The organism is Bacillus cytotoxicus NVH 391-98 (assembly GCF_000017425.1).
GTDB classification, from domain to species: domain Bacteria; phylum Bacillota; class Bacilli; order Bacillales; family Bacillaceae_G; genus Bacillus_A; species Bacillus_A cytotoxicus.
Window position 1 is genome coordinate 2,581,851 of record NC_009674.1, and the last position, 13,014, is coordinate 2,594,864.

General features: G+C 38.2%; 14 protein-coding genes. All 14 read right to left on the reverse strand.

From position 1 onward, the window contains the following. Window position 1: 1 nt before the first annotated feature. The 14 genes from trmFO to ffh all read right to left on the reverse strand — a co-directional run bounded on the left by trmFO (window position 2) and on the right by ffh (window position 13,007). Window positions 2-1,306: an FADH(2)-oxidizing methylenetetrahydrofolate--tRNA-(uracil(54)-C(5))-methyltransferase TrmFO gene (gene trmFO / locus BCER98_RS12580; RefSeq protein WP_012094924.1), complete on the reverse strand. Its 1,305-nt coding sequence runs from the start codon at window positions 1,304-1,306 to the stop codon at window positions 2-4. Between the two features lie 51 nt (window positions 1,307-1,357). Then, window positions 1,358-3,436, reverse strand: coding sequence for a type I DNA topoisomerase (gene topA / locus BCER98_RS12585; protein WP_012094926.1), 2,079 nt, complete (start codon window positions 3,434-3,436; stop codon window positions 1,358-1,360). Between the two features lie 144 nt (window positions 3,437-3,580). Beyond that, window positions 3,581-4,450 (reverse strand): DNA-processing protein DprA, encoded by an 870-nt coding sequence (dprA, locus tag BCER98_RS12590; protein WP_041809908.1) that lies wholly within the window; start codon window positions 4,448-4,450, stop codon window positions 3,581-3,583. 87 nt (window positions 4,451-4,537) lie between these two features. Continuing rightward, complete coding sequence (gene sucD, locus BCER98_RS12595) at window positions 4,538-5,440, reverse strand: succinate--CoA ligase subunit alpha (RefSeq protein WP_012094928.1); 903 nt, start codon at window positions 5,438-5,440, stop codon at window positions 4,538-4,540. A gap of 19 nt (window positions 5,441-5,459) precedes the next feature. Continuing rightward, a complete protein-coding gene (gene sucC / locus BCER98_RS12600) occupies window positions 5,460-6,620 on the reverse strand; it encodes an ADP-forming succinate--CoA ligase subunit beta (protein ID WP_012094929.1) in 1,161 nt (386 codons plus the stop codon). Window positions 6,621-6,807: 187 nt separating this feature from the next. After that, the gene (locus BCER98_RS12605; protein WP_012094930.1) at window positions 6,808-7,587 is read right to left on the reverse strand and encodes a ribonuclease HII; all 780 of its coding nucleotides are present in this window, start codon (window positions 7,585-7,587) and stop codon (window positions 6,808-6,810) included. A gap of 55 nt (window positions 7,588-7,642) precedes the next feature. Continuing rightward, a complete protein-coding gene (gene ylqF, locus BCER98_RS12610; protein ID WP_012094932.1) occupies window positions 7,643-8,506 on the reverse strand; it encodes a ribosome biogenesis GTPase YlqF in 864 nt (287 codons plus the stop codon). A 20-nt stretch (window positions 8,507-8,526) separates the two neighbouring features. Then, the gene (gene lepB, locus BCER98_RS12615) at window positions 8,527-9,078 is read right to left on the reverse strand and encodes a signal peptidase I (protein ID WP_012094933.1); all 552 of its coding nucleotides are present in this window, start codon (window positions 9,076-9,078) and stop codon (window positions 8,527-8,529) included. Window positions 9,079-9,178: 100 nt separating this feature from the next. Then, the gene (gene rplS, locus BCER98_RS12620; protein ID WP_012094935.1) at window positions 9,179-9,523 is read right to left on the reverse strand and encodes a 50S ribosomal protein L19; all 345 of its coding nucleotides are present in this window, start codon (window positions 9,521-9,523) and stop codon (window positions 9,179-9,181) included. A gap of 147 nt (window positions 9,524-9,670) precedes the next feature. After that, complete coding sequence (trmD, locus tag BCER98_RS12625) at window positions 9,671-10,405, reverse strand: tRNA (guanosine(37)-N1)-methyltransferase TrmD (RefSeq protein ID WP_041810489.1); 735 nt, start codon at window positions 10,403-10,405, stop codon at window positions 9,671-9,673. Further along, window positions 10,405-10,920, reverse strand: coding sequence for a ribosome maturation factor RimM (gene rimM, locus BCER98_RS12630; protein WP_012094937.1), 516 nt, complete (start codon window positions 10,918-10,920; stop codon window positions 10,405-10,407). Before rimM ends, trmD begins: the two co-directional genes overlap by 1 nt. 121 nt (window positions 10,921-11,041) lie before the next feature. After that, a complete protein-coding gene (locus BCER98_RS12635) occupies window positions 11,042-11,269 on the reverse strand; it encodes a KH domain-containing protein (RefSeq protein WP_012094938.1) in 228 nt (75 codons plus the stop codon). 14 nt (window positions 11,270-11,283) lie between these two features. Beyond that, window positions 11,284-11,556 (reverse strand): 30S ribosomal protein S16, encoded by a 273-nt coding sequence (gene rpsP / locus BCER98_RS12640; RefSeq protein ID WP_012094939.1) that lies wholly within the window; start codon window positions 11,554-11,556, stop codon window positions 11,284-11,286. Between the two features lie 101 nt (window positions 11,557-11,657). Further along, window positions 11,658-13,007 carry a signal recognition particle protein gene (gene ffh / locus BCER98_RS12645; RefSeq protein WP_012094940.1) on the reverse strand — a complete coding sequence of 450 codons (1,350 nt, stop codon included), beginning with the start codon at window positions 13,005-13,007 and terminating at the stop codon, window positions 11,658-11,660. Window positions 13,008-13,014 lie beyond the last annotated feature (7 nt).

Below are 13,014 nucleotides of genomic sequence, written 5' to 3' on the forward strand. Positions count from 1 at the left end.
ACTAAATATTTACAAAATTTTGAATTGTTTCTAAAGCACGTGTTGCGTATGCTTCATTGCGCTCTTGTTTCTTTTTAATTTTCTTTTCTAGCGGTGCAAATAAACCGAAGTTGGCATTCATTGGTTGGAAATTTTTCGCGTTTGTCGAAGTAATGTAATTTGCCATACTTCCCATTGCCGTCACAGATGGTAATACAACAGGTTCTTCTCCTTTAAGAAGACGAGCTGCATTAATACCAGCTAATAAACCTGAAGCTGCAGACTCTACGTATCCCTCTACCCCAGTCATTTGACCAGCAAAGAATAAATCATCACGATGTTTATATTGATACGTTGGACGAAGTAACTTTGGCGAATTAATAAATGTATTGCGATGCATAACGCCATAACGTACAATTTCTGCGTTTTCAAGACCTGGAATTAACTGTAATACCTCTTTTTGCGGTCCCCATTTTAAATGCGTTTGAAAACCTACGATATTATATAGTGTTCCCGCTGCATCATCTTGACGTAATTGAACAACCGCATATGGTGTTTTACCTGTCTTTGGATCTTCTAATCCAACCGGTTTCATCGGTCCGAATAATAATGTTTGTCTTCCTCTTGCTGCCATTACTTCAACTGGCATACATCCTTCAAAGAAAATTTCTTTTTCAAACTCTTTTAATGGTACTGTCTCAGCGGCTATTAACGCATCATAGAAACGGTTGAATTCATCTTCTGTCATTGGACAGTTTAAATACGCCGCTTCTCCTTTATCATATCGAGATTTTAAATATACTTTATTCATATCAATGCTGTCTTTTTCTATAATTGGTGCAGCTGCATCATAGAAATAGAAATACTCTTCACCCGTCAACTCTTTTAATTGCGCTGCAAGAGCTGGAGAGGTAAGTGGACCTGTCGCAATAACTGTTGGCCCTTCTGGTATTTCTGTAATCTCTTCATTCATTACAGTTACGTTTGGGTGATTCTTCACATATTCTGTTACCTTTGCTGCAAACTCGTGACGGTCTACAGCTAATGCTCCCCCTGCTGGTACAGAACATTCATCCGCTGCGCGAATAATGACAGAATCCATTCGACGCATTTCCTCTTTAATAACTCCCACTGCGTTTGTTAATGTATTCGCACGAAGTGAATTACTACATACTAATTCAGCGAATTTGTCTGTATGGTGAGCTGGCGTTTGCTTTACAGGTCTCATTTCATATAAATGGACTTGGATACCACGTTTTGCAATTTGATAAGCTGCTTCACTTCCCGCAAGACCCGCTCCAATGACCTTTACCACTTGTGTTGTCATATCTATATCACCTTTCCTTTTCTTTCCCGAAAAAAATGTGAGCAGTTACGCTCACATTTGTTGTTCTTCTTCATAATCACACGAAATACATTGTACCTGAACGCCTTTTTTCAACTTTTTCTCTATAAGCATTCCTTCACATTTTGGACATTTACGACCAATTGGCTTATCCCAGGATACAAAGTCACATTCTGGATATGTACTACACCCATAGAAAAGTCGTTTCTTATTATTGCTTCGACGTTCAATAATTTGTCCTTTTTCACATTTCGGACAAGTTACACCGATTTCTTTTACAATCGGCTTTGTATTACGACAATCTGGAAAATTCGAACAAGCCATAAACTTCCCATATCTACCCATTTTAAAAACCATTGGGTGACCACATAATTCACAGTCTTCCCCAGCTGGTTCGTCTTTAATCTCTATTTCACGCATTTCCTTCTCCGCTTTCTCTAAACGCGGCGCAAATTCTGTATAGAAATCATCGACAATTGTTACCCAATTTGCTTTTCCTTCTTCTATTTCATCGAGATTTTGCTCCATATTGGCAGTGAATTCGATATTAATAATTTCTGGAAAAAACTCTAACATAAGTTCAGTTACAATTTCACCTAGTTCAGTAGGAACAAATCGCTTATTGTCTAGTGCAACATATCCGCGCTTTTGAATCGTTTCAAGCGTTGGCACATACGTTGATGGTCTTCCAATTCCAAGTTCCTCAAGTGTGCGAACGAGCCGCGCTTCTGTATAACGCGGTGGCGGCTGTGTAAAATGTTGCTTCGGTTCTACATCTTTTGAGAATACCGTTTCTCCCACTTCTAAAGGTGGCAACATCTTATCTTTTTCTTCCGCACCATCATCTTTTGATTCCACATACACTTTCATAAAACCTGGGAATTTCACTACAGATCCACTCGCCCGGAACTGAACATCATTATTAATGAGCTTTGCTGTAACAGTATCCATTATAGCAGATGCCATTTGACTTGCAACAAATCGCTCCCAAATTAATTTATACAAACGATACTGATCTCGGCTTAGAAAACTTTTCAATTCATCCGGTTTTCTCATTACAGAAGTTGGACGAATTGCTTCATGCGCATCTTGTGCATTCGCTTTTTTTGTTTCCTTTTTCTTCCCTGTTCCTATGTATTCTGAACCAAATGCATCAGCGATGTAAGAACGAGCTTCTTCTTGCGCAGTTTCAGAGATACGTGTTGAATCTGTTCTCATATACGTGATGAGACCTACGGTTCCTTGCTTTCCAATGTCTATTCCTTCATATAGTTGCTGTGCAAGCATCATTGTTTTCTTCGCACGCATATTTAACTTGCGTGCCGCTTCTTGCTGTAATGAAGATGTTGTAAACGGTAAAGCTGGATTACGTTTTCGTTCTTTCTTTGTTACATCTTCAACTGAAAACGCATTATCTTTTATTTTTTCAATTATATCTTTTACTTGCGCTTCATTCGTCAGTTGAACTTTTTCACCATTTACACCGTAAAAAGCTGCTTCAAATGTTTCTTTCCCTTTGACAAATTCTGTTTTAATTGTCCAGAACTCTTCAGGAACGAAGTTTTGAATTTCTCGTTCACGCTCAATGATTAAGCGAACCGCTACAGATTGTACGCGCCCTGCACTTAATCCTTTTTTCACTTTCTTCCATAATAAAGGACTAATATTATAGCCAACAAGACGATCTAGTATCCGTCTCGCCTGCTGTGCATCTACTAAATCCATATTGATCGCACGAGGATGTTTAAAGGACTCTTTTATTGCATCTTTCGTAATTTCATTAAACACAACTCGGCAGTCGGACTCAACATCAACATTTAACGTGTTCGCTAAATGCCAAGCAATCGCTTCTCCCTCGCGATCTGGATCGGCTGCGAGATAAACTTTCTTTGCTTTTTTTGCCGCTGATTTTAACTCTTTTAAAACAGGACCCTTACCACGAATGGTAATATACTTTGGAGTAAAGTTATTTTTTACCTCTATCCCCATTTGACTTTTAGGTAAATCGCGTACATGTCCCATAGACGCGACAACTTTGTATTTTTTTCCTAAATATTTTTCAATGGTCTTCGCCTTAGAAGGCGACTCCACGATTACAAGGTAATCTGACATGCTAGTGCCTCCTTAAGAGGTGGATTCAAGTCTTCATTAATCTTATTGATTTCTCTTGTTTTTGTCAATCAAGAATGAGTATACCATACAGTGCCAATCTATCATTTGTCAATAATTGTTTAATAAAAACATAAAAATATACGGTTAATTTACAAATTCTTCGAGTATATCTTTTGCGTTTTGAACAAGTTTTGCCCCTTGCTGAATTAATTGATTTGTTCCACATGCACTCTCTACAAATATAGGGCCTGGCAGTGCAAATACCTCTCTATTTTGCTCTAAAGCAAAGTCGGCAGTAATAAGTGAGCCACTTCTTGCTTTCGCTTCTATAACTAAAATTCCTTTACAAAGCCCACTTATAATGCGATTTCTTTTAGGAAAATACCATTTTTTCGGCGGATAATGCGGCGGATATTCGGTTAATAGCAACATTTGTTTTTTCCATATTGCATACAAACGATCATTTTCTTTCGGATACATATACTGTAATCCATGTCCTAACACCGCAATAGTCGCTCCTTCTTGCTCCACTGCAATTCTATGAGCCATAGTATCAATTCCGCTTGCAAATCCGCTCACTATTAACCATCCTTTATTTATCAGTGGTTGTAAAATAGATTGTATGCTTTCTCTCGAATATAAAGACGGCTTTCTTGTCCCAACTACTGCGAACGTATTGATGTTCTTTAAATACCCTCTTTGTCCTTTCCCATACAAAACGAAAGGAGGATCTGGTATTTCTCTTAATAAACGAGGATAATCTTCATCCCATATCGTGACATAAAATGTTTGATTTTTTTCTAAATGCTGCATACATTGCGGAGGTGTTGATGTTTGAAGAAAATTTACAAGTTCAAATGATAGCTTTGGGGATAATCCTGTATACTGTTCAAATTGTTCCGAACTAAAATTATAAACATCTATTAACTGTGGATCCATATGAAGTAATTTTTTTAATACTTTCCAATGGTCTGCTAAAAAATAGTGTAAATGGAGTAATCGTTCTCGCTTCACAAACATTCTCCTTACCCATAATTTTTATTATGTAAACAAAAAATAGGTAAAAAGACACCCTCAATTAGAAGGTGCCTTTCAAAAAGATTAGTAGTTTTTACAAGTTTCAAATAATCCCTTTTCTTTCAAAACAGAGATTAATGTTTCACCCATTACAGCTGGCGTTTCAGCAACTTTAATACCGCATGCTTCCATTGTTTTAATTTTTTCAGCAGCTGTTCCTTTACCGCCAGAAATGATCGCACCAGCATGACCCATACGCTTACCTGCTGGCGCTGTTTGACCGCCAATGAAACCAACAACAGGTTTTGTCATATTTGCTTTTACCCATTCAGCAGCTTCTTCTTCTGCTGTTCCGCCGATTTCACCAATCATAATAACCGCATGTGTTTCCTCATCTTCATTAAATGCTTTTAATGCATCGATAAAGTCAGTACCATTAACAGGGTCTCCCCCAATACCTACAGCAGTTGATTGACCAATTCCTGCTTGCGTTAATTGATGCACAGCCTCATATGTTAATGTACCAGAGCGAGACACGATACCTACATGACCTTTTTTATGAATATATCCTGGCATAATACCAATCTTACACTCATCTGGTGTAATAATACCAGGACAGTTCGGTCCAAGTAAACGCGTATGTTTGCCTGCCATATATTTCTTAACTTTTACCATATCTAATACAGGAATTCCTTCTGTAATACATACAACTAAATCAAGTTCTGCATCAACAGCTTCCATAATTGCATCCGCCGCAAAAGCAGGTGGAACGTATATAACAGAAGCATTCGCACCAGTTGCTTTCACTGCATCTTCTACTGTATGAAATACAGGTACACCTTCGATTTCTGTTCCACCTTTACCAGGTGTAACACCGCCGACAATTTTTGTACCATATTCAATCATTTGTTTTGTATGAAATATACCTTGAGAACCAGTAATACCTTGAACAATAACTTTTGTATCTTTATTAACTAATACGCTCATTTTTCTCCCCCGCTTTCTATTAGCCCACTAGTGAAACAATTTTTTGCGCACCGTCTGCCATAGATTCTGCTGCAACAATATTTAAACCAGATTCATTTAAAATTTTCTTACCTAATTCTACATTTGTACCTTCCAGACGAACAACAAGTGGTAATTCTAATCCTACTTGTTTTGTTGCTTCAACAACGCCTTCTGCGATTACATCACATTTCATAATGCCACCAAAAATATTAACAAAAATACCTTTTACGTTTTTGTCAGAAAGGATAATTTTGAATGCTTCTGTAACTTTTTCAGCTGTAGCGCCACCACCAACATCTAAAAAGTTAGCTGGATCACCATGATAATGCTTAATAATATCCATTGTGGCCATCGCTAAACCAGCACCGTTAACCATACAACCGATATTTCCATCTAAAGGAATATAGTTTAAATCATATTTAGAAGCTTCAATTTCTTTTGGATCTTCTTCATCAAGATCACGGAGCTCTAAAATGTCTTTGTGACGATATAATGCATTCGAATCAAAATTTAATTTCGCATCTAGTGCCATAACTTTACCGTCGCCTGTTGTAACAAGTGGGTTGATTTCCGCAATAGAGCAGTCTTTTTCGATAAATACGCGATATAAGCCCATCATAAACTTCACAGCTTGTCCAACAAGCTCTTTTGGGATATTGATATGAAATGCGATTCGGCGCGCTTGGAAGCCTTGTAAACCTACTGCCGGATCGATATATTCTTTAAAGATTTTTTCTGGTGTTTTTTCTGCTACTTCTTCGATTTCTGTTCCACCTTCTTCAGAAGCCATTAAAACAACTTGAGAAGTTGCACGATCTAACACAAGACCTACATAATATTCTTTTTTAATGTCGCATCCTTCCTCGATAAGTAAGCGTTTTACTTCCTTACCTTCAGGACCTGTTTGATGTGTAACAAGCGTACTACCTAAAATATTTTCCGCATATGTACGAACTTCTTCTAAATTTTTTGCAACTTTTACACCGCCGGCTTTGCCGCGTCCACCAGCGTGAATTTGCGCTTTTACTACACATACGTCTGTGCCTAATTCTTTCGCAGCTTCTACAGCTTCTTCTACTGTAAATGCAACCTTCCCGTTCGGAACGCTAACCCCATAGCTTCTAAGGATCGCCTTACCTTGGTACTCATGGATATTCATGGTCCCATCCTCCCCTGTTTTCCTGTTTTACTCAAAAAATTTTTTAATGTTTAAAAAACATTACATTGCCATTGTATAAAATGATTGCCACCATGTCTACAATAAAGTGTCAGAAAACTGAAATCGCTTTATTCTTTTTGGAAAATAGTAATGTTCATATACGAAAATAAAAAAATAAGCTGTAGATTCACAGCTTATTTTTTATCATGTCTTTAATGGGAGCAAAGGTTTTGCGGTGCTCTTCTAGCACTCCGTATGTCTCGATTGCTTCTAAATGTTGTTTCGTACCATAACCCATATGTTTTTCAAAACCATACTCAGGATATGTTTTGCCCAGCTCTTTCATCATTCGGTCACGAGTAACCTTGGCGATAATGGAGGCTGCAGAAATAGAAATACTTTTCGCGTCTCCTTTCACAATCGATGTTTGAGGAATCGATGTCGGTAGTTTCATTGCATCGATTAATAAATGCTCTGGTGCATAAGATAAATTGGCAACCGCATCTAACATCGCTCGTTTCGTCGCTTGATAAATATTCATTTCATCAATCACTTGAGGCGAGACAATCCCAACGCCAATTGCAATAGCTTTCTCTCTAATCTCATCATAAAACAGCTCACGCTTTGCTTCACTGAGCTTTTTCGAGTCATTTAGCCCTGGTATATAGAATTCCTCTGGAAGAATGACAGCGGCCGTTACAACAGGTCCAGCTAAGGGGCCTCTTCCAACTTCATCTATGCCAGCAATATAGGAAATCCCCTGCTTGCGTAATGCATTTTCATATTTAGACATTTCTAGAAATTGTTCTTTCTCTTCTTGCATTTTCTTCTTCTGTTTTCGCCATTTGGAGATTAAATTTTGAATTCCTTTTCGCTCATCTTTCAATAATATTTGAAAGCGCTCATCCTCTTCCGTTCCAATTTCTTGCAATAATTCACTTGCTTCTTTAATTGTCCATTTGCCCATGATCTGTCCCCCTTTTTGAAACACTCAAAAAAAAGACGTACAACCGCACGTCTTCTTATGCTTCTTCTGCAAATTCCTCCGGTGATTCAAATGTCATTCTTCCCAGTTTACCACCGCGCAGTTCACGAAGAATAAGCTCTGAAGTCTTATCATAATCAATAAGTCCGCCACCCATTAAACAGCCTCTATTTTTTCCAATTGCATCAAATAGTTCAACAATGTCTTCTGGAATATCTTCTAATTTATAACGCTCTTTTAAACGTTCTGGATAATGTTTCTCCATAAAACGAAGAGCATAGACTGCGACGTCTTGTAAGTTTAAAATGGAATCTTTAATGGCACCAGTCGTTGCAAGACGAAGGCCAACTAATTCATCTTCAAATTTCGGCCATAAAATTCCTGGCGTATCTAACAACTCCATTTCTTTACCAACTTTAATCCATTGCTGCGCTGTTGTTACCCCTGGACGGTCGCCAGTTTTTGCAATATTTTTCTTCGCTAATTTATTAATGAGTGTCGATTTACCGACATTCGGGATACCAACAATCAATGCACGGATTGCTCTTGGTTTAATTCCTTTCGCAATCATTTTATCAAACTTTTCCTTGACAAGTTCTTTACATGCAGCTGTAATCTCTTTCATACCTTGTCCAGCTTGAGCGTTGATTGAAATTGCCTTATGACCTTTTTCTTCAAAATATGTAATCCATTGTTTAGTGAGACGATCATCCGCCATATCTGCTTTATTTAAAACAACTAACCTTGGTTTATGTGTAATGATTTCATCAATCATTGGGTTTCGAGAAGATAAAGGTAAACGTGCATCTACTAATTCAATTACAACATCGATTAACTTTAACTTTTCTGTTACTTGGCGTCTAGCTTTTGCCATATGCCCTGGAAACCATTGAATTGCCATGTTGCCACCTTCTTTTTTGTTTATTTCACAATACGTGCATCTTTTAACGGCCAGTATAATACATTTGCTTTTCCAATTACTTGATCCATTTTAATTGTACCGATGCTACGACTATCTTTACTGAAACGACGATTATCACCTAATACAAATAGTTGACCTTCTGGAACAGTTTTCTTACCTGTAATTTCTTCAAGTTTGAAATCATATGTAAGCGGCGCATCAGCAAGTTGTTTTTTCTGTTTCTCTAAGTACGGTTCCTCATAAGGTTTTCCGTTTACATATAGTGTATCATTGCGATATTCGATTTCATCACCCGGTAAGCCAATAACACGTTTAATATAATCCTTATCCTCCGTTGCTCGGAATACAATAATATCAAAACGCTTCGGTTCACCGATGTGATATCCAATTTTATTCACAATCATTCGATCCCGATCATGAAGTGTTGGTGACATCGAAACACCGTCTACGAGAATTGGCGCAAAGAAAAACTGCTTAATAACGCCCGCTAATACAACAGCAATCAAAATTGCTTTGATCCATTCCCAAAGCGAACTTTTTTCCTTTTTCATCTATAACCCCTCCACAATTCTATAAGCTGCTCGCATTATATCAAAATCTATATAGATTGGAAAAAGGGAGCTTGTGCATTTACAAGCTCCCATACATGTCTTATCGAATTTCTTTAATACGTGCTGCTTTACCGCGAAGGTTACGTAAGTAGTATAACTTAGCACGACGTACTTTACCACGACGAAGTACTTCGATTTTCGCGATTCTTGGTGTGTGAATTGGGAATGTACGTTCAACACCTACACCGTAAGAAACTTTACGAACTGTGAACGTTTCACTAATTCCGCCACCACGACGTTTAATTACAACACCTTCAAAAATCTGAATTCTCTCACGAGTACCTTCAACTACTTTTACGTGTACACGTAAAGTGTCACCAGGACGGAATGAAGGTAAATCAGTTTTTAATTGGCTTTTTGTAATTTCTGCAATTAATTGTTGCATATTCAATTCTCTCCTTTAAACAGATGCTCTTATAAAGTCATTCATAAATTACAGCGGAACATCGTTAATATAGCTACTGCCTTCAGTAGCACAAATGTTATGATAGCATATTGCTAGGCCTGTTGCAATAGAAAATATATGAAGTTTTTATTGTTCTTCTTTTATTTGCTCAAGCCATATTTCTTCTTGTTTTGTTAGCTCGCGCCCTTCCAGTAAATCCGGTCTACGCGTATACGTACGACGCAACGATTCCTTATGGCGCCATTCATCAATTTTTTTATGGTTTCCTGACATAAGTACATCCGGCACCTTCATCCCGCGAAAGTCAGCCGGACGCGTATAATGTGGATGTTCTAGTAATCCAGTACTAAAAGAATCTTCTACTTGTGAGTTTTGATTTCCTAATACTCCTGGTAAAAGACGTACAACGCTATCTGTTATGACCATTGACGCTAATTCTCCGCCAGTTAATACGTAGTCACCAATGGAAATTTCATCCGTTACTAGATGCTCACGAATGCGCTCATCGTACCCTTCATAATGACCACATACGAAGATCACATGCTCTTCCTTAGCTAATTCTTCAGCTTTTTTTTGTGTGAACCTTTCCCCTTGTGGGCACATTAATACAATTCTTGGCTTTTGTGTCGTTTCTTTTGTTAAATCTTCTACTGCATCAAATATAGGCTGGGGCGTTAATACCATACCAGCGCCCCCACCGTACGGATAATCATCTACACTATTATGCTTATTTGTTGTATAATCACGAAAATTTACGACCCGAAGTTCAACCGCTTCTTTTTCTTGCGCTTTCTTTAAAATGGAAGACCCAAATACACCGGTGAACATCTCTGGAAATAGTGTTAAAATGTCAATTTTCATCATAGCAATCCTTCCATTACATGAATGGTCACTTGTTTTTGTTCCACATTAACCTGCAATACAATATCATCAATGTATGGAATTAACAAATCTTGTCCTTTTGGACGCTTAATTACCCAAACATCATTCGCACCAGGAGATAAAATTTCCGTAATCGTCCCTAACTCTTCACCATTTTCCGTTACAACTTTGCAACCGATCACTTCATGGTAGTAATATTCACCTTCTGCTAGCTCACCCAATTGCTCTTCTGGTACTTTTAACAGGGAACCTTTAAATTTCTCAACCTCATTTACATTGCTATACCCTTCAAATGTTAATAGGTCAAACGTTTTATGTTGACGATGAGATGTAACCTTTACCGGAAGAGGTTCAGTCCCTTTCTCTCCCCATATGTACAATGTATTCCCAACTTTATATCGCTCTTCTGGGAAATCGGTGCGAGAGATGACGCGAACCTCTCCTCTCACACCATGGGTATTTACAATTTTTCCTACATTAAACCATTTTGTCATAAACAGTATGTCACCTCTGGCTTCTATATAAATTCAGCATCTCCATTTTATATACGGAGCATACAAATTCTCTTTACATGTTAAAAAAGGGAGAGGAAATCACTCCTCGCCCTTTTTATGCTTATTTAATTTCCAGTGTTACTTTTTCATGATTATGATGTCCCACTGAATACAAGAGAGTTCGAATTGCTTTGGCAACTCGCCCTTGCTTGCCAATGACTTTTCCAACATCCTCAGGATGTACTGTTAATCGATACTTTATCTCTCCGCTGTGGAATTCCTGCATAACCTTTACATCTTCAGGATGATCTACAAGAGGCTTGACAATCGTTTCGATTAACCTTTCCATAGTCATGACCTCAATTACTTACCTTGTTTAGATAAGTGGAATTTCTCCATGATACCTTGGCTAGAGAAAAGATTGCGAACTGTATCAGATGGCTTCGCACCATTTCCTAACCATTTTAATGCTGCTTCTTCATCGATTTTTACTTCAGCTGGTTGAGCAACTGGATTGTAAGTACCGATTTCCTCGATGAAACGTCCGTCACGAGGAGAACGAGAATCTGCAACAACTACACGATAGAAAGGAGACTTCTTAGCTCCCATACGTTTTAAACGAATTTTAACTGCCATTTATAAAGCACCTCCGAATTTATTTCACACAGATAATTATATTAGCAAAAAGACTATTGCTTTGTAAAGTATTTTTTCTTAACAGAGCTATCTTTTTTCTCTTACATAAATGGAAACTTCAATCCACCTAGTCCTTTTTTCTTCCCTTTTTGCATGCCTGTCAGCGTCTTCATCATTTTTTTCATGTCTTCAAACTGTTTGAGGAGACGATTAATTTCTTGTACAGTTGTACCACTGCCTTTGGCGATACGTTTTTTTCGACTAGCATTGATTATTTCCGGTTGTTCTCGCTCTAGTTTTGTCATAGAACGAATAATTGCTTCAATATGCCCAATTTGCTTGTCATCAACTTTTGCATTTTTGAGCCCTTTTATTTTATTCGCACCAGGAAGCATTCCTAATAACTCATCAAGCGGTCCAAGTTGACGCACTTGTCCAAGTTGTTCCAGGAAATCATCCAGTGTAAACGAGAGCGTACGCATTTTTTGCTCAAGCTCTTTTGCCTTTTCTTCATCAACTGTAGCTTGCGCCTTTTCAATTAATGTCAGAACGTCACCCATCCCTAAAATACGAGAGGCCATACGTTCTGGATGAAACGGTTCAATGGCATCTAGCTTTTCGCCCATACCTGCAAATTTAATTGGTGTATTCGTTACCGCTTTAATAGATAGCGCTGCACCACCGCGCGTATCACCATCTAGTTTCGTCAACACAACACCAGTTAAACCTAACTGTTCATGGAAGCTTTTCGCAACATTTACCGCATCTTGTCCTGTCATTGCATCTACAACAAGGAAAATTTCATCAGGATTCGCAACTTCTTTAACTTTTGCTAATTCATCCATGAGTTCTTCATCAATATGCAGACGACCTGCCGTATCAATTAAAACATAATCATGATGTTCTTCTTTCGCCTTAGCAATCGCTTGTTTTGCGATTTCTACTGGACTCACTTGATCCCCTAGCGAGAATACAGGCATGTCCAATTGTTTTCCTAATGTTTCAAGCTGTTTAATCGCTGCTGGACGATAAATATCTGCCGCAACAAGCATTGGTTTACGATTATGCTTTTTTCGAAGCAAATTCGCAAGTTTCCCTGTTGTTGTTGTTTTCCCTGCACCTTGTAAACCGACCATCATAATGACAGTAGGTGGCTTATTTGCGACAGCAATTTTACTTTGCTCTCCACCCATAAGCCCTGTCAGTTCTTCCTGTACTACCTTAATGACTTGTTGGCCAGGTGTTAAACTTTTCATTACATCTTGTCCGACAGCACGCTCAGACACACGCTTTACAAAATCTTTTACAACCTTAAAGTTAACATCTGCTTCTAAAAGAGCTAGACGAACTTCTCTCATCATTTCTTTCACATCGGCTTCGGAAACTTTTCCTTTGCCGCGGATTTTTTGCATCGTCTGTTGAAGTCGGTCGGCTAATCCTTCAAATGCCATATTGCCG